The following is a 24,582-nucleotide window of genomic DNA, read 5'->3' on the forward strand; positions in this document are numbered from 1 at the left end:
AAAATTAAGCATTAAATAGTTAGCCTCATTTTCTCTCCAGTTATTGGGGTTGGCTATTTTCATTTTTTCATCTAAACGCTATGCCAGCAAATGGCCCTTACTATCGATTTTTTATTAAATTAAACATCATGGTTTTATTTCATTGTTAGTAAGAACGTATTTAAATTAACGTTAACCACTCTGCCTGACTTATTTGTATTGCATACACAAGCCATCCAAAGCGTTGACGCTGAAATACACCTTGTAGATTAGGTAATTATTATGAGCAACTACGTCAGCAAAATGCGCACTCTGGTTGTAGAGCCGCAAAATATTGATCCAAGCAGTTACGCTGCACGCACCACACAATCTTTGATTACAGAACTGCATGCACGCACTGTCGAAATCGTCACAGCAAATTCTTATGAAGATGCCAAGGCCGTTATTCTTGCAACACACATCGACAGCCTTGTGCTGACACTCGATAAATCAGAAGAGCAGATCCTTCATTCAAACGAAGAAATTGAACTGCTAAATACGTTAAAAGACCGTCAGTCAGAAGTGCCTGTTTTCTTGCTCGCAGAGCGTGCCCGTACTTCGATTCTTGCGAACCGTAAACTGATGGAACGTGTGGATGAGTGTTATTCCGTATTGGAAGACACCGCAGACTTCGTTGCAGGCCGTATTGTTGCCGCCATGAAACGCTACCGTTCACATGTCCTGCCACCGCTGATGAAAGCGATGATGCAATACAACGACATTCACGAATACTCGTGGTCTGCGCCTGGTCACCAAGGGGGCATCGGCTTTACTAAAACCCCAGCGGGGAACCAGTTCTACCAATTCTACGGCGAGAACCTGTTCCGCTCTGACATGGGCATTGAGCGTGCCGCGTTAGGTTCATTGTTAGATCACACTGGTGCATTTAAAGACAGTGAAGAAGAAGCATCAAAAATCTTCGGTGCGCACCAATCGTATTCAGGGATTGTGGGTACGTCAGGTTCTAACCGCACGATCATGCAAGCATGTTTGAAAGATGATGACATTGCGATTATCGACCGCAACTGCCACAAATCTATCGAGCAGGGCTTGATCCTAACGGGCGCTCGTCCTGTGTATATGGCACCAAGTCGAAACTGCTACGGCATCATTGGTCCAATCAGCCAAGCCACCATGTCGGCGGCATCCATCAAACAAAAAATTGCAGATGGTAAACTAACGAAAGAGTACGTGGGTAAATCACCACGCTACGCAGTGGTCACCAACTGCACCTATGATGGCCTTTGCTACAATTCAGAACGCGCTGAAGCGTTGCTTTCTGAAAGCTCTCACCGTATTCACATGGATGAAGCGTGGTTTGGTTACGCCCGATTCAACCCCGTTTACAAAGGTCACTTTGCCATGCGTGGTAATGCCAACGAACACCAAGGCCCAACCGTGTTTGCGACCCATTCAACCCACAAACTGTTGAATGCCTTGTCCCAAGCGTCTTACATCCATGTGCGCAATGGCGAAGATGCGATTGACTTCGACCGCTTCAACCAAGCGTACATGATGCACACCTCCACATCACCGCTCTATGCGATCTGTGCGTCTAACGACGTGGCAGCAAACATGATGAAAGGGGAGAGCGGCTTATCACTGACTAACGAAGTGATCCGTGAAGCGGTTATCTTCCGTCAAAGCGTGCGCAAACTGTTTAACGATTACACCACTGATGGCGATTGGTTCTTCAAGCCTTGGAATGCGGAAGTCGTTACCGACACCAACGGCGAGAAAGTAAAGTTTGAAGATGCGTCTGTCGAATCACTCATGACAGTGCAAGACAACTGGGTTCTGCATCCAGAAGACAAATGGCACGGCTTCGAGCATATGGACGACAACTGGTGCATGCTGGATCCAATCAAAGTGAGCTTGTTAACCCCTGGCTTGGATGACAACGGCCAGTTCCTTGAAAAAGGCGTGCCGGCGGCATTGGTAAGCGCTTATCTTGGTCGTTTTGGTATTGTGCCAACCCGTACGACAGATTTCCAAGTGATGTTCTTGTTCTCAATGGGTATCACCAAAGGTAAACGCGATACGCTGATCAACACCTTGTTGTCGTTCAAACGTCACTACGATGCAAACGTGTCTTTGGAAACCATGCTGCCTGAATTGGTAGAAAGTGCGCCAGAGATCTACAAAGGCCTTGGTCTTCGTGATTTGGGTGACCGTATGTTCCAATACCTCGTGCGTCATAACCCAGCACAAGTATTGAACGAAGCGTACTCAAATTTACCGGATGTTGAGCTGAAACCACGCACGGCTTACCACCACATAGTGGCAAACGAAGTGGAATTGGTGCCTTCAGATAAACTAGAAGATCGCGTTGCAGCGAACTCAGTGATCCCTTACCCACCAGGTATCCCAATGCTGATGGGTGGTGAGAACTTCGGTAACGAAAGCAGCCCGCAAATTCAATACCTCAAAGCCCTTGAGGCATGGGATGACGAGTTCCCAGGTTTTGAACATGAAACCGAAGGGGCTGAGAAAGAACACGGTAAATACCACGTGCTTTGCATCAAATCTGATGCGCTGTAATTGAGATCAATGAAAAACGCCTTCCCTAAAAGAGAAGGCGTTTTTGTTTGTTCGATGACTAAATACTCTTGAACGAGGAATCTAGGATGCGGGGCACCAGGTATAAACCGTATTGATGTCGGTTGCGGGCATTTTTAGGACCTTGTTGCTGCCACGGATCTCGTTTTGTTTTAGCGCCGCATCAATCGTTTTGCTGGCGGGCAGTCCTGCATGAGACAAAATCTGCGAGACAGCGTCTTGCGGCTGCTTGACGAAATCTTCGTAATTGATGGTGATTAAATCGAGATCAAGCTCTTGTACTTCCTGCTTGGTGGTTTGCATTAACTTGTTTAATTGAAAAGCAGTGCCTGCGACGGCATGGTCGCGCAGCATGTCGTATTGCGCCAGCTCCTGCAAAGAGTATGCGCCTCGCCACCAGAGTAAATGTCTGCCTAAATACTCCCATTCTTCCGTCGAAATCATTGAGTGCACTGTGGAGGCGGGATCACGCACGATATTGACGAATTTAGCGTCGGGAAAAATGCTGTGCAAAAAGCAGAGTCTGGCGGGGCCGGTAAAACGCAAACCGAGTTGCGCTTTTTGTGAAAGGATTAAGCGTTTCGCCAATACGTCTTTGATGGTTGTAATTTCCATCGGCGTGGCGTGTTTGCCACGCAGAAAACCGCGATCAAAGTCAATGTCGTCACGGGTTGATTCGTCCCAAAAAGAAATCGCTTCAGAAGGCACCGGTGAAAACTCTTTCGCAAGGCTTCCAAGAAGAGAAGATGATTGTGCCGCATGGTTTCGCCAACCCGACGCATGGTGAAAGAGTCGATGTTGCCAATCAGATCGTGGGTGTTTTTCAAAGTTCTTATCGAGCCAGCACAGATCGCGATGATGAAAGATGAGATCAGAAATGAAGGTTACCCCAGATCGAGGTGGGCCAACAAAAATCAGCGGTTTATTTAACGCAGATGTGGTGTCGTTCATTTTGATGCTCCTTCAACGGGTTACCTAAGAAGGAGCAATTTAGATGCCAGTGATCTATGCCAGTAGAATCAAGGATTTGTTACTAGGTGCTGTGCGGCATGGCAACTTGAGTTGCAAATTGAAAACGCAAATGTCGCAGAAATCGATTATTGCTCAAGCGTTTGATGTTCGACAAAAGCAAACATTGACGCGATGACATAGTCACGATCACCGCCGCCATGTTCTTTGATAGAGCGAATGGCATTATCGACAACCTTATCGCCTGCTTTTTCTCTTAATCGCTCAACTAGCTGGATTAAAAAGTCAGGCGTGAATTCCGGATGGCACTGCATCGTTAGAATGTGGTTCTCTTTTGCTGTTATCGCAAACGGGCAAAATGTGGATCCCGCGATGACACTAAAGTCAGGTGCAGGAGATTGCACCTGATCTTGATGGCAAGCGATCAGATTGAGTGCGGCAGGCAGTGCAGACATGGAGCCTTGATCACGGTTCATGCTTTCGATGGGATAAACACCCATCCCCCAGCCTTTGTTCGATTTATCTGCTCGTCCACCAAGTGCTTGGTGAATGAGCTGGTGGCCGAAGCATACGCCGAGCAAAGGGCGTTTTGCTTCATCGCAGCGTCTTACGAAGTCACTGACGGCTTTGATCCACGAATCTGGGTCGTAGACTCCCCATTTACTGCCTGTGACAAGCCAGATATCGCAATCGTCAGGGCTATTTGGATACTCTTCTTCAAAGCAGCGAAAGGTCGAATAGCTATTGATCGCGCTATCCTGAAAAAGACGCTTGAACGCATCGTCGTAGTGACCATAAGTTGGAATGGACTCGGGGTAGTGATCGTCACACAACAAGATGCCAAGTTTCATAACCTTATCCGCGCTCCTTGCTCGTTATGGCATTCCAATGAATAGTACTCACAGTAGACTAAGCATATATTATGTCTTTTGAGTATAAGTCAGTGTACTGATTACTAGATATATACTGATTCACTCAATTAATGGTTTCACATTCTAACTGTTTGTCATTGATGAGTTTTTTATGTTGTATTTTTTGGTGAGACCAATTTTAACGACTTTGCTGGTTAATTTATGACTCATTGGATCCAAAAACATGCTCTCTTGCACATAATCAATCTGTTCGGTCTTTTATTGTTAGGTTAAACTCAAGTAAGATGCAGCACAAAGTCGAGCGTCATACTGACGCATGGCGAACCAAAATCATAGTGGAGAAACAAGCTTGATTAGTGTTTTCCTTGTAGATGATCACGAGCTGGTTCGCACAGGGATACGTCGTCTTCTCGAAGATGAACGTGGTGTAAAAGTGGTAGGGGAAGCCGAAAGCGGTGAGGAAGCAGTCAAGTGGTGTCGTAGTAATCATGCAGACATTATCTTGATGGACATGAACATGCCTGGTATTGGAGGTTTAGAAGCGACACGAAAGCTTCTGCGTTATAACCCCGATGTGAAGATTATTGTTCTTACTATTCATACAGAAAATCCATTTCCGACCAAAGTCATGCAGGCCGGTGCCGCAGGTTACCTGACCAAAGGGGCGGGGGCGAACGAAATGGTGAATGCGATACGCGCGGTGAATAGCGGTCAACGCTATATTTCACCAGAAATCGCACAACAAATGGCGTTGAGTCAATTTACACCGGATGCAGAGAACCCTTTTAAGAATCTTTCTGAGCGCGAGCTGCAGATTATGATGATGATTACGAAAGGGCAGAAGGTGACAGATATTTCTGAGCAATTGAACCTTAGCCCTAAAACAGTTAACAGCTACCGGTACCGCTTGTTCAGCAAGTTAGCGATTAATGGTGATGTTGAACTGACCCATTTGGCAATTCGCCATGGTATGCTAGACACAGAAGCTCTCTAACCAAAACTGTTCGCTGTGTTTGATGCCAAAAATTTCTTAAAAACCGTCTCTGACAAACCGGGCGTCTATCGCATGATGGACGCTTCCGGAGAGATCATTTACGTCGGTAAAGCAAAGTCGCTGAAAAAGCGACTTTCTAGCTACTTTCGCACAAATGTGGTGGGGGAGAAAACGCGTGCATTGGTGAAAAACATCACCAATGTAGAAGTGACGATCACTCACAGCGAAACCGAAGCGCTCATTCTTGAGCATAATCTTATCAAGCAGCACTTACCGCGCTACAACGTATTGCTGCGTGATGATAAGTCATATCCCTATATTTTCCTGTCTGCCAGCAAGCATCCTCGCTTGTCGATTCACCGTGGTGCGAAAAAGCGAAAAGGTGAATATTTTGGTCCGTTCCCTGATGCGGGTGCCGTAAGACAAAGTCTTTATCTTCTCCAGAAAATATTTCCTGTTCGCCAATGTGAAGACTCGGTGTATGCCAACCGTTCACGACCTTGCTTGATGTATCAAATTGGGCGATGTGCAGGACCTTGCGTGAGTGGCATTATTTCCGATGACGACTACGCAGAGTTGGTCAACTTCACGCGCTTATTTTTGCAAGGCAAAGACCAACAGGTTTTCTCTACGCTGGTGGAAAAAATGGAGCTGGCCAGCAAAGAGTTGGCGTTTGAAAAAGCCGCCCAATACCGAGATCAAATTCAGGCGCTTCGTCGTGTTCAGGAACAACAATTTGTTTCTCAAAACAGTGAAGATGACTTGGATGCGATTGGCGTGTCTATTGAGAATGGCATTGCGTGTATCCACGTGTTGTTTTTGCGCCAAGGTAAAGTGCTTGGTAGCCGTAGCTATTTTCCGAAAATGCCCGCCAATACTGATATCAATGAACTGGTGTCGAGTTTCGTTAGTCAGTTTTATTTTAATCAAGCAGAAGGGCGCACTATTCCTACCAGCATTTTGATAGGGCAGGATTTAGGTGACGAGATAGAATCCCTTGCCACTGCCTTGTCGGAGATCGCAGGTCGAAAAGTGCATTTGCAGAGCAAGCCTCGAGGTGCGCGCGCACGTTTTTTGAAGCTAGCACAAACCAATGCCGCCACGGCGTTAACGACTAAGATCAACCAGAAGATGACGATACATAATCGTTTCTCCGTGCTGGCGGATGCGCTAGATCTTGAACCGATCAAACGGATGGAATGTTTTGATATCAGCCACACCATGGGTGAGCAGACAGTGGCATCTTGCGTAGTATTTAATCAAGACGGCCCAGTAAAACCAGAATATCGTCGTTATAACATCACCGGCATCACGGGTGGCGATGATTACGCTGCTATGGCGCAGGTGCTTGAGCGTCGTTACAGTAAGCAAACCGATCCTGACAAAATCCCAGATATCATTCTTATTGATGGTGGTAAAGGGCAACTGAATAAAGCGTGGGAGGTCGTTAGACCGCTTCTAGATGATTGGCCAAGGCATCCGCTACTGTTAGGGGTCGCAAAAGGCACCACACGCCGCCCTGGGCTCGAGACGTTGATAAAAGTTAGCGGCGAAGAGTTTTCTATGCCATCGGATTCGCCCGCACTGCACCTGATTCAGCATATTCGCGACGAAAGTCATAACCATGCGATTTCTGGGCACAGAGCCAAGCGCGCGAAAGTGCGAAAAAGCAGTGTGTTGCAAGAAATCGAAGGTGTTGGGCCGAAGCGTCGACAAGCTTTGCTCAAATACTTGGGCGGAATTCAGGAACTTAAGCGTGCATCTGTTGAAGAAATAGCCAAAGTGCCAGGAATTAGCCGAGTTTTGGCAGAGAAAATTCATTCCTCATTGCAACAGCAGTGACTTTCAAGCACCATAACGCCGACACTCACAAATTATTACAAGTATGCGACTGAATATCCCCATTATCCTGACTCTACTACGCATCGCATTAATTCCCGTTTTTGTTGTCGCGTTTTACTTACCCTATGAGTGGTCGGCGTTTGCTGCTGCACTTATTTTTGTTATCGCGGGCTTCACTGATTGGCTTGATGGCTTTCTGGCGAGAACGCTCAACCAAACCACGCGGTTTGGTGCGTTTCTTGACCCTGTTGCAGACAAGGTGATGGTGGCGATTGCATTGGTCCTTATTGCAGAGCATTACCATTCGTTCTGGGTGACAATTCCTGCTGCGACTATGATTGCGCGAGAAGTGATCATTTCAGCATTGCGAGAATGGATGGCAGAGCTGGGTAAACGCGCTAGCGTTGCAGTTTCGTGGGTGGGTAAATTCAAGACAGCAGCTCAAATGTTTGCGCTGACGATGCTGCTTTGGCATGACAATGAAATCATTACCTATATTGGTTACGCAGCACTGTATGTTGCAACGGGTTTGACGTATTGGTCGATGTATCAGTATTTACTGGCGGCGAAAGATGATCTAGTGAACGCAGATTAACAGCGCATTTAGAACTAAACCGAGATTCAATAAGAAAGGCCGCATGATGATGCGGCCTTTTTTTGTATGAAGCTAGCGACTAGAACCTAGAACGTAAAGCAGACTATCTCGGTCCATATTAATGATGCTTTGGAAACGACAGAGCAAATGCGGCGCCTTGAAGATCTGATGTGCTGACAGTGATTGAGCCTTCGTAGCTTTGGACAATGTCATCACACACGGCAAGACCAATACCTGTGCCTGGATTCAATTGATCAGCACGCACGCCGCGCTGAAAGATGGAATCGCGGAACGCATCAGCTACGCCAGGGCCATCATCTTCGATGATTAGCAGATAACTGTCAGAGGTTTCCATCGTTCGAATACGAACTTGGCTGATGCAATATCGAAATGCATTCTCCAATAAGTTACCCAGTAATTCAGTCAGATCGTCTTTGTTCAGTGGCAGGGAAGGTAACCCTGTAAACTCAGTAGTAACAGTGACAGATTTGTCATTATAGATTTTGATGAACATGCCCGTCAGGCTATCAACTTGAGGTTGTAATAAAGTACTTTCTCGCACGAGACCTTGTTGACCTAACAAGGCACGTTTTAGTTGATACTGCACCATGTCATCCATTTGGCTGACTTGTTCGACGATGCGTTTACTCATCACATCACGCGCTAGTGTAGAGTCATCCAAAAGCGCATTGGTAGCCGCTAGGCGACTTTTTAAACTGTGTGCAAGATCATCCATGGCATGGCGATAACGAAGCGTTTGCTCTTTGCGAAGTGTGATCATTCGGTTTAGCGCTTCAGTGACGTCTTCAAGTTCAGAGGGGTAATCTTGGTTGAGTTTTTCCCGTCGAGACTCTGCAATTTCATTGAGTTCATCAGCGAGTTTACGCAGTGGGCTGAAGCTCCAGTAGGATGCCGCATAAAGTAAACCCGTTGCACCTATAAACAGCAAGGCAACATAAAGCCAAGTTTTACGTTTTAGCGCTGACAAGCTGTTAAGTTGTGTCGAGACTTCCCGCAGTAAAAAGAAGTGTTTGCTGTCGTTGTAGGTTGCATCTGAGATGAAATGGACCACATAAGGCTTGTCGCGATAGGTGATAAGATCGGGCTCACCCATTTCATAAGGGATCTGGGCGCAGATATCGCCCATGCCGTCGCGTTTCGCTTCCGATGACATCCAGAACATGCGTTTGTCTTTTTCGCAGATAAATGCAAGATAATTTGAGTTAGCATCCTTTGCTAACAACGTATCTGATGGATCGTCTTTATCGAGATCTAAAATTCTATCTCGTCGTAATTCACTAAAAATATTAGGGACGGCGGAGACTAAATCGGCGGAATAGATCGCAATATAGCTATTGATGTAGAGCTGATTGAGCAACAATCCAAACGCCACAGAAAACACCAGAATAATAGCGATTGACGTAGAAATGACCCGTTTATGGATCGGTGGTGTTATTTTGGTGGCCATATATCCGAGTATCCTCAATATGTTTGTTTAACACGCGCCGCTTTATGTTGTGTAACGGTTAGTTGACCTGCACTTCAAAAATGTACCCTTGACCACGAATGGTGGAAATGGGGTTGTCTTGTCCTGCTTGTGTTAGCTTCTTGCGCAAACGACTCATCATGACTTCAATGGTATTTGGGTCGCCTTCCTGATCTTGATAAAGCACGTCAAGCAGTCGCTGCTTAGAAACCACTTGACGGTTATGGCGGACAAGATATTCGAGTAAATCATATTCGAAGGCCGTCAAGTCGAGTGGATTGTTGTCGACGGTCACTTTCTTTGCCAGTAGATCCACCACGATTTTATCTGCTTTGATTTCCGGTTTGATAAAGCCTGCGCTGCGACGAACGAGGGCGTTCAAGCGAGCAACCAGTTCTTCTTTTTGGAATGGTTTAACCAAATAGTCGTCACCACCTGCATCCAATGCAGAGACTTTGTCTTGCCAGTTAGCACGAGCGGTGAGCACGAGAATGGGCATACGAATACCTGCATGGCGAATGTCTTTGATGAGACTAACACCATCACGGTCAGGTAAACCTAGGTCGACAATCGCAATATCGTTCGGATAGTCCTTGGCCATATAGAGGCCTTCGGTGGCAGTAGCGGCGCAATGTGCTTGATTGCCAAGCTCTTGCAGTTCTGTTTTCAGGTGATGACTCAACAAGGGGTCATCTTCGACAATCAGGATTCGCATAACGAGGCACCTTTTTTATTCGCGGCAAAACGAAGCATGGCAATGCCGTTCGTCGTTTTGCTCTAGAGCTATATTTGGCAACAGATTAAGGGTCAGCAGGGAAATGCGTGAGAATTGATAGCCGACCCAGCGAACAGTGTAACGCTGTTCGCTGAATCTGAGCTGACTCGCAGGCTGAGAATGCGAGCGAATTAGGTGAGTATGACCAGCAGGGTACCTGCAAATGTCAGTAGAACGTTCGCAATGGCATAAGTTCCAGCATAGCCTAGTGCAGGAATGGTACTGCGAGCATGTTGGTTGATCATGTCCATCGCAGGTGCGCAGGTACGCGCACCGATGATCGCCCCGAACAACAAAGCACGGTTCATTTTTAGGATATAGGCGCCTACAAGATAGGCGAGAATCACTGGAATAACACTGATGGCCAATGCGCCTAACATAATGGTGAAACCCATTTGTTGGAGGTATTCCCAAAGGTTGCCACCCGCGCTTAGGCCCACGCCGACCATGAAGGTCATCAGGCCAAGCTCTTTCACCATGTTGATTGCACCTTGCGGCACATAACCAAAGGTTGGGTGGTTGGCACGAAGGAAGCCAAGCAAAATACCTGCGATAAGTAAGCCTGACGCATTACCCAGACCTAGTGTCATTTGGCCGAAAGTCATCGTGACTAGACCAAAAATCAAACCGAATATGAAAAACGAGCAGAACGCCAGCATGTCCGAAACCTGGCTATGAATAGAGATAAAGCCGATTCGCTCCGCTAAACCCAGTACGCGTCGTTTTTCTCCACTGACCTGCAATACATCACCTTTTGATAGCAAAATATTGTGGTCCATGGGCATTTCAATTTGTGCGCGTACGACACGGTTTAAGAAGCAGCCGTATTCTGACAGATTCAGATCTGACAGGCGCTTGCCGATGATGGCGTCATTTTTCACCACAATCTCTTCTTCCACTACGCGTAGGTCGAGCAAGTCGCGGTCGAATACCTCTTTGCCGTTTCGGAAAGAAGGATCAAGACGTGCGTGGCTATCGGGGTAGCCCACTAGCGCGATTTCGTCACCTTCTTGCAAAATGGCATCACCATCAGGGTTGGCCAATATGCCATTGCGGCGAATGCGTTCGATGTAACAACCTGTTTGGCGGTAAATACCGAGTTCACGCAAGTTACGCCCATCGACCCAGTTAATGAGTTCGGGGCCGACACGGTAGGCGCGAATAATAGGCAAATAGACTTTACGCTGTGACGAGCCCCCCAAACCACGTTCCATGGCGATTTGTTGCGCAGAATGTTCGAGGTTTTCTTTTTGCAATTTCGGCATTAGGTTGGCAAGCACGATGAGGCTAACCAAACCCACCAAATAGGCCAAGGCATAGCCAACACTTAGGTTATCAATCATGGCGGCTATTTCTTGCGGTGAGTAATTTACCCCTGCAAGTCCCGCATTCAGTGCGTCTTTTGCGCCAACTAAAACGGGTGTTGCTGTCAACGCCCCTGCCATCATGCCTGTTGCGATACTGCTGTCTAAACCGAATTGATAACGCATCAATAAGGTGATGCCTACCGACGCGATCAATACCGTCAGAGCGAGGACTAAATAGGATTTACCGTCACGGAAGAAGATCCCGAAAAAGTTCGGCCCCGCTTCAATGCCCACGCAAAAGATAAACAGCATAAAGCCGATATTCAGTGCTTCAGGGCTAAAAGAGAAACCTGCATGCCCAAAGCTAAGTGCGGTGACCAGCACGCCAATAGAGTTTCCAAATTGAAAGCTACCGATTCGGATTTTTCCGATACCAAGGCCAATCGCCAGTACGACGAATAGGAGGAGTATATCGTTTTGAACGAGCAGGTTGTTGACGTCTATGTTCACTGAACCATTATCCGCAGCGGGAGGAAGGGGGATTTCTTGGCGGGCATTATACGCATTTGCCATCAAATGTAATTTAAAGTTGTGAGAAAAATGGCATTTTATTTCAGGTGCTTGTCAGAATTTGAACAGAATAGTGTGAGGTGAAAGATGTGTGTGGCTATTTTGCTGATTTTGAACAACAAAAAGCCAGCGCGTGGCTGGCTTTTGAAAGCGATATAGCGGAGCATTTTGAGGTTGCTCAGCCAGAAGCGTGTCGATTGATTAGTCGTACAAGCCTAGGTTTGCTTTTGCGTAGGCTTCGAACTCAGTAAAGCCGCCGACGTGATCTTGGTCTACGAAAATCTGTGGCACTGTATCAACAGGCTTACCGACGGTTTGCTCTAGGTCGGCCTTGCTGATGCCTTCCGCGTGGATATCAACATAGCGGTAGTTGAAATCATCACGTTCTTCTTTCAATTTGTCTGCCAGATCTTTCGCGCGCACACAGAATGGGCAACCAGGACGACCAAAAATAACTACGAACATAATCTACGATCCTATTATTTATAAACTTTTAGTGATGGTGCCAAACACATCCATGCGGCTTCATCATCTGACTTGTGCAAACTATGCCTGATGCGATTGTAAGATAAAAGAAGGTTTTAACTTTTATTCCAATCGGAGAAAGCTATCAATGAAATTTTGACCGTTCGATGGCGAGAAACACGCAGGTATACGTAAACAAGCATCTTGAGGTTGCGTGTTTGGGTATAGTAAGGACCGAACCGGATTAGAATAATACCGACCCTAATGATAAGGATGAGAACATGAATGCTGCCATAGAGACGCTTTTAGCCCATCGTTCGATTCGTCAATTTGAGAGCACGCCAATTTCAGATGAACAGCGTTGCACGATTATTGACTGTGCGCGTGCAGCATCGACATCGAGTTTCATTCAGTGCACCAGCATCATTCGAGTCGTAGATAAAGAGAAACGTCGCTTGCTTGCTCAGTATGCGGGCAATCAAGCCTATGTGATGGAGGCGGCTGAATTCTTTGTTTTCTGTGCGGATTACAATCGCCACTTACAGATAAAGCCGGATGCCAAAGTCGGATTTGCGGAGCAAATGTTAATCGGGGCGGTGGATGCTGCGCTAATGGCGCAAAATGCATTGGTTGCTGCAGAGTCGATGGGGTTGGGAGGCGTATATATTGGTGGGCTTCGTAATAATCCTGACAAAGTCAGTGATCTTCTTAAACTTCCTGAACAAGTCGTCCCTTTGTTTGGTTTGTGTTTAGGTTATCCGGCGCAAGACCCAGAAGTTAAACCCCGTTTGCCTGTTGATTTGATGGTCCACGAAGATAAATATCAGCCGATGGATAAAACACGCTTAGCCGAATACGACGACGTGGTTCGTGAATACTATTCAACGCGCACTGGTGGCAATAGAACGATGAGCTGGAGTGAACAGATTTCAGCTACGTTGGACAAAGAATCACGCCCATTTATGCGTGATTTTTTACACAGTAAAGGCTTCGCCGTTAAGTAGTCATTTTGCTTGTTACGATACGGTAACTTTATGTGCGAATGGCATTAACATGTGTCAGGGTGTAACAAAATATTTTGCATATTAATTTTATTAAAACAATGGCTTGTGTTTGTTTTGCGCATCGTAGTAAAGCTGTATATGTTACATTTATTGTCTACTTCTTCATCATTCTAAAATCTTTTTTCGCGTTAAATAAAAGTAGATTTTGATCACGTTATGAATCCCTGATAGACTCCGCGCGCTTTGGTTGTTCTCACTCGATTTGAGAAATGCCAAAAATAATTTATGGAATTGAACCATTTTTAGCCGTATGTCTTTATTAGTCATAGCGTTAACACGGTTTGGTTGTTGTTATAGGTGACGCAGTTAGGTCTTGGAACTTGGGTTTTTCCAGCGACACCTTTTAGTCGTGATTTTATTGAGTTGTAACATGAAAAAACTGAACAAAGCTACGGGCGTTCTTGCTGCCGGTTTCTTTATCAATATGTGTATTGGTATTCTGTACGCATGGTCTGTTTTCAAACAGTCTTTGGTAGAGCAGGGTTGGTCAAACGCCGATGCATCAATGCCTTACACCGTTGCAACCATCTGTTTCGCCATTTCTTTGTTGGTAGCGGGTAACCTTCAAGACCGTATGGGTCCACGTAAAGTGTTGATCTTGGGTGTTGTTATGGTTGGTATCGGCATGATCGTTTCTAGCTTTGCTACCACGCCAATGACGCTACTGCTGAGCTTTGGTGTTATCACAGGTTGTGGTATCGGCTTCGGTTACGCGTGTCTTGCTCCTGCTGCAATGAAGTGGTTCCACCCTTCGAAGAAAGGTCTGGTTAATGGCCTGATTGCTGCGGGTTTTGGTTTGGCTGCGGTTTACCTTGCGCCACTGACATCGACTCTGATCACTAACTACGGTGTTAACACCAGTTTCTTGATCCTCGGTGTGGGTATTTTGGTTCTTGCTGTGCCATTGGCTTGCACTATTAACAACCCACCTGCGGATTACACCCCAGAAGCACCTGCTGGCTACGTGGCTAAGAAAGGCGCGGGTGATATGAACGTAGGTTGGCGTGAGATGGTTAAGACGCCACAGTTTTACTCACTGTGGCTGATGTACGCATTGGCGTCTTCTGCGGGTCTGATGGTCATTGGTAACATTACCTCTATCGCGATCAACCAATCTGATTTGACGCAAGTCGCCTTCCTGGTTGTTGTTCTGGCTATCTTTAACTCTGGTGGCCGTGTTGCAGCAGGTATCTTGTCTGACAAAATCGGCGGTCTAAAAACCCTGATGCTGGCGTTCATCATGCAAGGCATCAACATGATGATGTTTGCAACCTACAACACTGAGTTCACCCTGATGGTTGGCGCTGCTGTTGCCGGTGTTGGTTACGGTACGCTTCTGGCGGTATTCCCATCTATCACTGCTGATTACTACGGTTTGAAAAACTACGGTGGTAACTATGGCGTGCTTTACACCGCTTGGGGTGTGAGTGGCTTCATTGGTCCTGTTGTTGCTGCAACTGCAGTAGACATGACCGGTAACTACGTGATGGCTTACACTGTTTGTGCCGTTATGCTGGGTGTTGCGGTTGTTCTGTCAGTTATCACTAAACCAGTGAAAGCGACGGAAACACAAGAACAGCAAGTTGCCGCGTAACGGCAGACGTTAATACGTTTCGAAGAACCCGCTCATTGAGCGGGTTTTTTAATGCCTGAAGAATGTCTCATTGACCAAGAACTTCGCGTCTTTCCCCCTCAACACTTGATTGTCCCCTCTAACCTTTTTCTTATGCTTTCTCCCCATTTCCAGCATTTTGTCAGTATTTAGAAGGGTTGAATTTATGGTCTGACCAGTGTTCGATTCTAATATTGTGTTCCACCCATGAGAATTAATGAGACATGATAAATACCTACATTCTTTAGTGTAATTGAACACCGTTCTATATAGACATCAGTAAGTCACTGAAAATAAAACAGTGTTCATTAAGGGTGGTTAGACCTGTCGGTTTTTTGTATGTTTTTTTAGATACGCCTGAATAGAAAACAGCGTTTGATTGTTGATCCCGCATTGGCTAGGTTGTGTTCACCACCGAATACCAGGAGGGTATTAACATGCATTCAGTGGATTCAACCTGTGTGAACAGTGAGCGTGAACAAATAGACAAGATTCAGGCGGGGCATCCCTTAGCCCGCAATTACTTTGACCAGCTGGTCGCTTGCTATTTGTCACCATTACATCGTCGATGCATGGCTTGGTTGGGGTGTCCTTATGATGCGGATGACGTATTGCAGGAAACCTTAGTGCGGAGTTACCGCTACATCCATGCCTACCGCGGCGAAGCAGCATTCAGAAGCTGGCTATATGCAATTGCAGACAACCAGTGCAGAAGCTATTTAAAAAAGCGCGCTACTCATGCACAGCGCTTTGTCTCCGACGAGACACAAGAAGAAGCGGGCAGTGAAGAAAAATGTCCGGTCACAACAGAAGATGGCATTTCACATACGGTGAAATCGTTAGCGAAAACGGCGCAGGAAATTCTTGTGCTCCGGTTTGAGCATGACTTGTCGTTGGAAGAGATCAGCAATGTATTGGGGCTGGGGTTAAGCGCAACGAAAATGCGTTTATACCGAGCGATTGATGCGGCTGAGAAACATGTGGTGAGAGAAGAGGGGCTGCTCGCGATTGCGTGATAGTAGATTTATACCCGAGTAACCTCAACATGCGGGTGATTCTGTATATCGAGGTCACTCAGGTATATAAAGCGAGAGACATTAAACGTTTACCATTAATAAAAGAAAACCGCCAAATTGGCGGTTTTCTTGTTTCATTCAGCCTAGCAATACGCGCGTTGGCAGATCTGAGAGTGTTAGCAAATCACTTTAATGGCTAGACCGCCTTGAGACGTTTCGCGGTATTTCGCGTTCATGTCTTTGCCGGTTTCCAGCATGGTCTCAATAACCTTGTCCAAAGAAACACGAGGCTCAGACGAACGGCGAAGCGCCATACGCGTTGAGTTGATCGCTTTCATTGCAGCAATGCCGTTGCGCTCGATACAAGGCACTTGTACTTGGCCAGCGACAGGGTCACACGTTAGACCAAGGTTGTGTTCCATGCCGATTTCAGCAGCAATACACACCTGTTGTGCGCTACCGCCCATCAGTTCAGCAAGACCGGCTGCAGCCATAGAACAAGCAACACCCACTTCACCCTGACAACCAACTTCCGCACCTGAAATAGACGCGTTTTGCTTGTAAAGGCCACCAATCGCGCCAGTTACTGCAAAGTAGCGAATATATTCACGTGGGCCAACGTTCTGGATGAACTTGTCGTAGTACGCCAAAACCGCAGGGATGATGCCACATGCGCCGTTTGTTGGTGCTGTGACTACGCGACCGCCCGCTGCGTTTTCTTCGTTAACCGCAAACGCGAACATGTTTACCCAGTCGATCACTGCCATCGGATCGTTTGAGAATTTCTCAGACGAGATAAGCTGTTGACGCAACGCTGCAGCTCGACGTGGAACGCGCAGTGGGCCAGGTAGAACACCTTCGTTGCTCATGCCGCGATCTAAACACTCGCGCATGGTGCGCCAAATGTTACCGAAATAGGTTTGGATCTCTTCTTCAGAGTGCATGGCGTGCATGTTAGCCATGACAACGGCACTGATCGACAATCCGGTTTCTTTACAATGACTCAGCAGTTCTTCAGCGCTGTTGAAATCGTAAGGGACTTTGATTTTGTTGGCGTCTTCTTTGCCGAAGTTTTCTTCATCAACGATGAAACCACCGCCGATAGAGTAATACGTTTTGGTGTAGATTTTCTCTTCGCCGTTCCACGCATGAATTTGCATGCCGTTTTCGTGCAATGGCAAATTGGTGTTGTGGAAGTTCATGCCACCATTACGTGGGAAATCCACCGTATGGCAATGCATGCCAACCGGCATACGTTCGGTTTCTTCAACACGTGCGATAAAGCCCGGAATGCTATCGATATCTACATGTTCAGGGGTGTTACCCGCCAAACCCATGATGATCGCGACATCGGTATGGTGGCCTTTACCTGTAAGAGAGAGTGAGCCATAGACATCAACGGTGATTTTGGTTGTGTCACGGAGCATTTCTTTGCTACGCAAATCGTCGATGAAAGATTTGCCGGCTTTCATTGGGCCGACAGTGTGAGAGCTTGAAGGGCCTACACCTATCTTGAAGATGTCAAAAACGCTGATCATTAGTCATACCTCAGTCAATGCCCGCGTTTTACATAAAGCGAACATTTGGATTTAGTTTTTCGTTTATCCATCCATGGAGGCGACGTAAATCAGTACCGTAGGAGAAGTCTGGGGTTACTGATTTAGAAAGCAAAAAGAGCAAGATGCGTGAAAAGCATCCTGCTCTATAATTCGTGGCTATTCTACACGATTTATTACGATACGAAACTGTACATAATCGCTGAAATTGCTACTAGACCCATGAAGGTGACGAAGATGTTGCTCGCCTTACCACCGTACTTTTGCATCGCGGGTACTTTCTTGATTGCGTACATCGGCATGATGAACAGAATCGTTGCGATGATTGGGCCACCCAGTGACTCGATCATGCCCAGAATGCTTGGGTTGATGGTTGCTACAATCCAGCTAGTGATGATAACGAACGTCACGGTGAACATGTCGATTTTCTTCAAGTTAACTGTTTTGTTGCGTGAACGCAGTTGCTTGATGATGAGACCGTTCAGACCTTCACGTGCACCCATGTAGTGACCGAAGAAAGAAGAGACGATAGCAACGAACGCAACAACAGGACCCAAGTAAGAAATGAATGGGCTGTCGTGCTTGTTCGCAAGGTAAGACAGAACCGCCAAGTTTTGAGCTTTTGCTTCTGCAAGGTCAGCAGGCGTTAGGCTTAGTACGCAAGAGAACACGAACAACATAACGAAGCCAAGCAACATACCAGACGTGCGAATCAGGATTTGTTTCGCTTTACGTTCTGCGTCGTCACCGTAGTTGCGCGTTTGTGCCATAGAGAATGCAGAAATTGCAGGGCTGTGGTTAAACGCGAAGACCAATACAGGAATAGAAATCCAGATGGTGGTCATGAAGTCACCGGCTGAAGGCACTTGCTGCAGTGCAGACATGTTCCAATCAGGGATAAGGTAAACAGACATGAACAGTAGGATGGTCACTAGCGGGTAAACCAAGAACTGAGTCACTTTCAACATCAGTTTCTCACCCGCCAGCATGACAGACATCATGCCAAGGATAAGAACAATTGAAAGTACAGCGCGTGGAAGTGATTCCATGCCTAGCTGGTTAACCATGAAAGAGTCAACGGTGTTGGTAATACCAACGCCGTAAATCAGAACGATTGGGTAAATCGCGAAAAAGTATAGCAAAGTGATGAGTTTACCCGCTGTCGCGCCGAAGTGCTCTTCAACAACTTCAGTAATGTCGCTACCTGGTTTTTTAGATGACAGTACAAAACGTGCCAAACCACGGTGAGCCAGATAAGTCATAGGACCTACCAGAACAGCTAGAGCAACCAGCGGCCAGAATCCGTTTAAGCCTGCATTGATTGGAAGAAAGAGGATACCTGCACCTACAGCTGTTCCGAACAGCGATAGCATCCAAGTTGTGTCTTGCGCTGACCACTTCATTTTGTCTGCGCTGGAAGTTACGGTGGAGTGAGTATTCATCAATTAGTCACCAAAATAATACGGAACGGATCTGAATCTGATGCGTATTATTTACATTTTTGCATACGATAAAGTGATGAAGATCACTTTTTGTAGCAATAATAATTCGTGCAACGAATTTAATTGATCTAACCCCTTCGTCAATTTTTATGGTTTAAAAACTATGTTTAAACACACTAAAAATAATTGATTAAATCAAAATTAGTTTAGAGAAAGTTGCCGACTGAGCGCATGAAGGATTTGTGCGGTGACCCCCCAAATCAGGTGTTCTTGGTAACTCATGGCATAGATATCGTAGGTATTCCCGCGAACGAGGAAGGGTTGCTTGCGAATGGCTTTTCGTCTCAAAAACTGAGCGAGTGGTACTTCAAAGAGCGTATCGACTTCGTTGGAATCGATGACGGGGGTGTAAGAAGGATCAACAAAAGCGATAACCGGTGTGACGAGATACCCACTGACGGTAGGTAATGACGCCAAACAGCCGAGAAGATCATCGCGATTTGTGCAGACACCGATCTCTTCTTCCATTTCTCTGATCGCCGTTTCAACGATGTCTTGGTCTGAATTTTCGACTTTGCCGCCAGGGAAACTAATTTGGCCGGGGTGATGCTTCAAATGCGTGGCGCGCTTGGTTAGCAAGACATGCAATTCACCGTTTCTCTCTGCCAGCGCAATCATCACGGCTGCAGGGCGTAACTCACTCCCTACCTGGCGTTTCATGGCGTCGGTAGCGCGTTGTATCACGCGCTCGTCGTAATTGTGGCTGGGGCTGAGGCTAAAGCGTTGAACCAGCCAGTTTCGAGAAAGGGGGCGCATGGGGCTTTGGCGCGTCTGAGGCGCCAAAATAGCAGATTGATTCAACGTGATTGTGCTGTTCATCCTTGCTGCATTTTCCATGCGTACTTCCTAGGTGCTTGCTAAGACTGTGTTTGCCAATACTGTGTATGAAGGCTACGTATGGGAAGACCATACTGACGAAAGCTATTTTACTTAGACAAGGTCGGCAGGATTTTGCTGAGTTTGTCTAATGTTTCTTGATATTCCGATGCGGCTTCACTGTCTGCAACAACGCCACCGCCTGCCCATGCATAGATACGTTGTTTATGGCAAACAAGCGTGCGAATCGTGATGCTTGTGTCCATCGTGCCGCAACGGCTGATATATCCCATGCTGCCACAATAAATGCTTCGACGGTGAGGTTCGAGTTCTTCAATGATTTCCATTGCTCTGACCTTTGGTGCGCCGGTAATGGAACCGCCAGGGAAGCACGCGCGGAGCAAATCCGTGGCATGTTTTCCTTTCGAGAGCGTTCCCGTTACTGTACTGACCATGTGGTGAACGGCTGGGAATGTCTCAATATTAAAAAGTTTAGGCACATTTACTGAACCTGGCGAGGCAACACGGCCAATATCATTACGAAGCAGGTCGACGATCATCAGGTTTTCTGCGCGATCTTTCTCTGCATGTTGTAAGCAGTGGATGTTATCTGCATCTACTTTTAGGTCGTCGCTTCGAGGACGTGTGCCTTTAATCGGTTTGGTTTCGATGGCTTGGTCATGCAGTTGCAAGAAACGTTCTGGCGACACAGAAAGAATGGTGCAGTCTTCCATGCGCATAAACCCAGAAAATGGCGCCCCATTAATGTGGGCAAGACGCTGATACGCTTCCCATTCGCTGCCAAGATAAGAGGCTTCAAAACGTTGTGCTAAGTTAATTTGATAGCAGTCCCCGGATGTGAGGTATGCCTGTACGCAATTGAACTTCTCGGTATAGCTTTGCGGCGTCATGTTCGCTTGCCATTGCCCTTCAAGCGTAAAGTCTTGTTGCTCAGGCGCACATTGTTTATTCAGCCAAACCAAACGCTGCTCACCTTCAGGCTGAATGACAACCATTTTCTTTTCCTGATGATCAGCAATGATCGCCCAATCATAAATGCCGATTGCTAGATCGGGGATATCGATGTCCCGCATGGCCAATGCTGGCAGTGTTTCGACCTGACGCCCTAAATCGTAACTGAAATACCCTAACGCGCCGCCTAAGAAAGGCCAAGGGGCGATATGGTCAAGTTTCGGAAGCAGTGCTGTTTGCAGTGCGTGAAGTTCTTCAAACGGATCTGTCTCGCTGGCAGATGTTCGTCCATCACGATAGCGAATTAGGTTAATGCCGTTTTCGTTGCACAAAGTGGCAATGGGATCGGCAACGAGAATGTCGAATCGATTGTCGGGGTGTGACTGCGCAGCAGATTGCAGCAGCATGGCCCAAGGCAAATGTTCGATTCGAGAAAATAAGGACGTGAGCGCTGACGGAGAGTACTCAAGAAACTGCAAAGAGATAGGCGTTCGTCTGGATTCTGTCATTTTCGTGTTTTTGTGATCGGCATTGATGCGTCAATTGGCGCTGATTGGGTCGTAAGAGTATCATATTCGCGGGGTTTATACTCAAGCCGCCAACAGGCAGTTTTTGCATTTAGCACAACGTGGAAAGCAAAACACACGAACGGTTTCGGGCATGATGCCTGTCTATCATGTGTTTGACACATACAAAGATACAGTTAGGTCGCTCCCCCAAAAGCGGCCTACGCTTTGACTATAAGAACGCTTTACTGGAAGCTCTGTTTAGCCCGCACCAATAAGCGAGCAGACAGCGCCAAGGAATCATAACAATGAAAGAGGCAACTATGACCGTCATTCGTAAGGAAGACGTTATCGACAGTGTCGCTGACGCCCTGCAGTATATTTCTTACTATCACCCTATCGATTTTGTTCAAGCCCTTGAAAAGGCCTACAACAAAGAGCAAAGCCAAGCAGCTAAAGACGCCATCGCGCAAATTCTAATCAACTCGCGTATGTCCGCTGAAGGAAAACGTCCTATTTGTCAGGACACCGGCATCGTAACGTGTTTCGTGAACATTGGTATGAATGTTCAGTGGGAAGGCGACATGACCGTGCAGCAAATGGTCGATGAAGGTGTACGCCGCGCTTACAACAATTCCGATAACCCTCTGCGTGCGTCTGTGGTTGCTGACCCTGCAGGTAAACGTCTTAATACCAAAGACAATACGCCAGCGGTTGTGCACATCAATATGGTGCCAGGTAACACGGTAGAAATTCAAATTGCAGCCAAGGGCGGCGGTTCAGAAAACAAAACCAAAATGGTAATGCTGAACCCTTCTGACGATGTAGCGGCGTGGGTAGAAAAAACGCTGCCAACCATGGGGGCGGGTTGGTGTCCACCGGGTATGCTGGGTATAGGCATTGGCGGTACGGCTGAGAAAGCGGCAGTAATGGCGAAAGAATCGTTGATGGAACACATCGACATTCAAGAGCTTATCGATCGCGGCCCGCAAAATGCGGAAGAAGAACTTCGTTTAGATATTTTTGACCGTGTAAATCGACTCGGTATTGGCGCACAAGGCCTTGGTGGCTTGACCACCGTGGTTGATGTGAAGATCAAAACCGCCCCGACCCATGCGGCGTCTAAACCCGTTTGTTTGATACCGAACTGTGCGGCAACGCGCCACGTGCATTTCACCCTTGACGGCTCAGGCCCTGCGGAATTGGTGCCACCAAAGCTAGAAGAATGGCCAGAAGTGACGTGGGAAGTGGGCGAAAATGTTCGTCGTGTGAACCTAGACAATATCACCAAAGATGACATCCAAGAGTGGAAAACCGGCGAAACTGTGCTTCTGTCTGGCAAGATCTTAACCGGTCGCGATGCCGCGCATAAACGTATTCAAGAAATGTTGAACAACGGTGAAGGCCTGCCAGAAGGTGTGGACTTCAACGGTCGCTTCATCTATTACGTTGGTCCTGTTGATGCTGTGGGCGACGAAGCGGTAGGCCCTGCAGGCCCAACAACCTCAACGCGCATGGATAAGTTCACCGAGATGATGCTAGGTGACACTGGCCTAATGGGCATGATCGGTAAAGCCGAGCGCGGCCCCGCGACGGTTGAATCTATCAAGCAGCATAAAGCGGTGTATTTGATGGCAGTTGGTGGTGCGGCTTATTTGGTTGCTAAGGCAATCAAAAAAGCGCGCGTAGTCGCGTTTGAAGACTTGGGAATGGAAGCCATTTACGAGTTTGACGTGGAAGACATGCCAGTGACCGTGGCGGTTGATTCGCGCGGAGACAACGCGCACCAAATTGGCCCGGATACATGGAAAGTAAAAATCGCCGAAATGGACGGTTAACGCCATCAATATTTAGTGTCAAAGCCGCAGCGAGTGTTGCGGCTTCTTTCTATAATCATTACCTGTCAATGCAAAGGCTTACTGAGTCAACATTTAACAGTGTGCCTCATATTTAAGACCTCCCCTGCAAAAATACTTCCCTGTGCTCCATTCTTACTCACATGGCGATAACATTATTACATTGTCTAACTACCCATTACTGAAGGTCTATTCAGGGGCGGTAGCGTGGCAAAATATAGGGCTATATACGAGAGAGTGGGCTGGTCACACCCTGCGCACCGTTCTGTAGAATATGCGTATAGATTTGTGTGGTTCGCACATCAGAATGACCTAGTTGGGCTTGGACAGTGCGAATATCTGCCCCTGATTGCAGTAAGTGCGTCGCGAATGAATGCCTTAACGTGTGTGGCGTGACGTGCTTTTGTATGTCGGCCAATTTTGTGGTTGTTCGTACGGCTCGTTGCACCTGCTTTTCGTCAATGTGATGGCGGCGAACGAGACCACTTTCAGGGTCTTCGCTGAGATTTTGGGACGGGAACAGGTATTGCCATGGCAATGCTCGGGATTGGGTTTGGTATTTTTCTCGAAGCCTGTGTGGCATCCATACGCCGGAGAAACGCGGATTGTTATTATCTAGGTTCAACACATAATCGACTTGTTGAATTTGGGCTCGAAGGGCATTGAATAGCTCGGGGGCGAGTGTCACTACTCGGTTTTTACCGCCTTTGCCGTCGATAACCTTGATGCAGCGAAAATCAAAATCAACATGTTTAACACGTAGACGTACGGTTTCCATTAGGCGTAGCCCACTGCCGTACATGAGCGAGCAGGCAAGATGATGCTTTGTCGGGCAGTATTCTAAGAACCTTTTTATTTCACTCTGGGTGAGCACTTCAGGAAGCTTTTGCTTTTTTTGGCTTGATACGAAATTCAGCTTAAGAGATAGCGGACTATCAAGGATGTCTTTGTAAAGAAAGACCAAGGCGTTTAGTGCCAGTGCTTGGGTGTTTGCCGCAACATCTTTTATGTTAACGAGATCATTGAGGAACTCTTCGACTTCTTTATCGCCCATTGTTGAAGGGTGACGCATTTGATGAAACCGGATGTAAGTTGAGATCCAATGAAGGTACGCTTGTATGGTCCGCTTCGCGTAGCGTTGAACATACATTTTCTCGCTTATCATTTGAAGAAAGGGGGACGTCATTGTTGTTTTACTGCCTTTTGGATACTGTGAATGCATCCAGTTTA

19 protein-coding genes are annotated in these 24,582 nt (G+C 46.9%); 8 read left to right on the forward strand and 11 right to left on the reverse strand.

Translation table 11 applies throughout. The features are described 5' to 3' along the window. The first annotated feature begins 261 nt into the window (after positions 1-261). A complete protein-coding gene (gene adiA, locus AC3CIC_RS06800; protein ID WP_488515709.1) occupies positions 262-2,559 on the forward strand; it encodes an arginine decarboxylase in 2,298 nt (765 codons plus the stop codon). 81 nt (positions 2,560-2,640) lie between these two features. Here the strand turns inward: adiA and AC3CIC_RS06805 are convergent, their stop codons facing one another. Together AC3CIC_RS06805 and AC3CIC_RS06810 are read right to left on the reverse strand one after the other, a co-directional pair. Further along, positions 2,641-3,528: a sulfotransferase family protein gene (locus tag AC3CIC_RS06805; protein ID WP_488515710.1), complete on the reverse strand. Its 888-nt coding sequence runs from the start codon at positions 3,526-3,528 to the stop codon at positions 2,641-2,643. A gap of 146 nt (positions 3,529-3,674) precedes the next feature. Further along, the gene (locus AC3CIC_RS06810) at positions 3,675-4,397 is read right to left on the reverse strand and encodes a glutamine amidotransferase-related protein (RefSeq protein ID WP_488515711.1); all 723 of its coding nucleotides are present in this window, start codon (positions 4,395-4,397) and stop codon (positions 3,675-3,677) included. A gap of 370 nt (positions 4,398-4,767) precedes the next feature. On the opposite strand from AC3CIC_RS06810, the gene uvrY reads away from it, so the two are divergent. From uvrY to pgsA, 3 genes are read left to right on the forward strand one after another with little or no spacing between them, the layout of a single operon-like run. Beyond that, positions 4,768-5,412 carry a UvrY/SirA/GacA family response regulator transcription factor gene (gene uvrY / locus AC3CIC_RS06815; protein ID WP_026023806.1) on the forward strand — a complete coding sequence of 215 codons (645 nt, stop codon included), beginning with the start codon at positions 4,768-4,770 and terminating at the stop codon, positions 5,410-5,412. A gap of 6 nt (positions 5,413-5,418) precedes the next feature. Beyond that, on the forward strand, positions 5,419-7,254 hold the full coding sequence (gene uvrC, locus AC3CIC_RS06820; RefSeq protein ID WP_277814531.1) for an excinuclease ABC subunit UvrC: 1,836 nt from the start codon (positions 5,419-5,421) through the stop codon (positions 7,252-7,254). Between the two features lie 43 nt (positions 7,255-7,297). Then, positions 7,298-7,849 carry a CDP-diacylglycerol--glycerol-3-phosphate 3-phosphatidyltransferase gene (pgsA, locus tag AC3CIC_RS06825; protein ID WP_488515712.1) on the forward strand — a complete coding sequence of 184 codons (552 nt, stop codon included), beginning with the start codon at positions 7,298-7,300 and terminating at the stop codon, positions 7,847-7,849. 118 nt (positions 7,850-7,967) lie between these two features. Here pgsA and AC3CIC_RS06830 read toward each other — a convergent pair whose 3' ends face one another. The 4 genes from AC3CIC_RS06830 to AC3CIC_RS06845 form a co-directional block, all read right to left on the reverse strand. Continuing rightward, positions 7,968-9,317 (reverse strand): ATP-binding protein, encoded by a 1,350-nt coding sequence (locus AC3CIC_RS06830; RefSeq protein ID WP_488515713.1) that lies wholly within the window; start codon positions 9,315-9,317, stop codon positions 7,968-7,970. Between the two features lie 58 nt (positions 9,318-9,375). Continuing rightward, positions 9,376-10,050 carry a response regulator gene (locus AC3CIC_RS06835; RefSeq protein WP_394212087.1) on the reverse strand — a complete coding sequence of 225 codons (675 nt, stop codon included), beginning with the start codon at positions 10,048-10,050 and terminating at the stop codon, positions 9,376-9,378. Between the two features lie 191 nt (positions 10,051-10,241). Beyond that, positions 10,242-11,927, reverse strand: coding sequence for an aspartate:alanine antiporter (locus AC3CIC_RS06840; protein WP_026023805.1), 1,686 nt, complete (start codon positions 11,925-11,927; stop codon positions 10,242-10,244). A gap of 261 nt (positions 11,928-12,188) precedes the next feature. Next, positions 12,189-12,452 carry a GrxA family glutaredoxin gene (locus AC3CIC_RS06845; protein ID WP_016958056.1) on the reverse strand — a complete coding sequence of 88 codons (264 nt, stop codon included), beginning with the start codon at positions 12,450-12,452 and terminating at the stop codon, positions 12,189-12,191. Between the two features lie 281 nt (positions 12,453-12,733). Here AC3CIC_RS06845 and nfsA point away from each other — a divergent pair, with 281 nt between their 5' ends. The 3 genes from nfsA to AC3CIC_RS06860 all read left to right on the forward strand — a co-directional run bounded on the left by nfsA (position 12,734) and on the right by AC3CIC_RS06860 (position 16,144). Continuing rightward, on the forward strand, positions 12,734-13,456 hold the full coding sequence (gene nfsA / locus AC3CIC_RS06850; RefSeq protein ID WP_394212090.1) for an oxygen-insensitive NADPH nitroreductase: 723 nt from the start codon (positions 12,734-12,736) through the stop codon (positions 13,454-13,456). 430 nt (positions 13,457-13,886) lie between these two features. Further along, a complete protein-coding gene (locus AC3CIC_RS06855; protein WP_016958054.1) occupies positions 13,887-15,110 on the forward strand; it encodes an L-lactate MFS transporter in 1,224 nt (407 codons plus the stop codon). 455 nt (positions 15,111-15,565) lie between these two features. Continuing rightward, positions 15,566-16,144, forward strand: a complete 579-nt coding sequence (locus AC3CIC_RS06860) for an RNA polymerase sigma factor (protein WP_016958053.1) — start codon at positions 15,566-15,568, stop codon at positions 16,142-16,144. 176 nt (positions 16,145-16,320) lie between these two features. Here AC3CIC_RS06860 and AC3CIC_RS06865 read toward each other — a convergent pair whose 3' ends face one another. The 4 genes from AC3CIC_RS06865 to pabB form a co-directional block, all read right to left on the reverse strand. Further along, positions 16,321-17,682 carry an L-serine ammonia-lyase gene (locus tag AC3CIC_RS06865; RefSeq protein WP_017007571.1) on the reverse strand — a complete coding sequence of 454 codons (1,362 nt, stop codon included), beginning with the start codon at positions 17,680-17,682 and terminating at the stop codon, positions 16,321-16,323. A gap of 194 nt (positions 17,683-17,876) precedes the next feature. Next, positions 17,877-19,142: an HAAAP family serine/threonine permease gene (locus tag AC3CIC_RS06870; protein WP_016958051.1), complete on the reverse strand. Its 1,266-nt coding sequence runs from the start codon at positions 19,140-19,142 to the stop codon at positions 17,877-17,879. A 201-nt stretch (positions 19,143-19,343) separates the two neighbouring features. Further along, complete coding sequence (locus AC3CIC_RS06875) at positions 19,344-20,039, reverse strand: CoA pyrophosphatase (protein ID WP_016958050.1); 696 nt, start codon at positions 20,037-20,039, stop codon at positions 19,344-19,346. An 89-nt stretch (positions 20,040-20,128) separates the two neighbouring features. Then, entirely contained in the window at positions 20,129-21,499 is a 1,371-nt protein-coding gene (pabB, locus tag AC3CIC_RS06880) for an aminodeoxychorismate synthase component I (protein WP_488515714.1), read from the reverse strand. A 320-nt stretch (positions 21,500-21,819) separates the two neighbouring features. Between pabB and AC3CIC_RS06885 the strand changes: the two genes are divergently transcribed. Beyond that, complete coding sequence (locus AC3CIC_RS06885) at positions 21,820-23,334, forward strand: fumarate hydratase (protein ID WP_488515884.1); 1,515 nt, start codon at positions 21,820-21,822, stop codon at positions 23,332-23,334. A gap of 241 nt (positions 23,335-23,575) precedes the next feature. On the opposite strand, the gene AC3CIC_RS06890 is transcribed toward AC3CIC_RS06885, so the two are convergent. Next, entirely contained in the window at positions 23,576-24,538 is a 963-nt protein-coding gene (locus AC3CIC_RS06890; protein WP_488515715.1) for an integron integrase, read from the reverse strand. Between the last annotated feature and the right edge of the window lie 44 nt (positions 24,539-24,582).

This window comes from Enterovibrio sp. QJM3NY_24 (genome assembly GCF_057786035.1).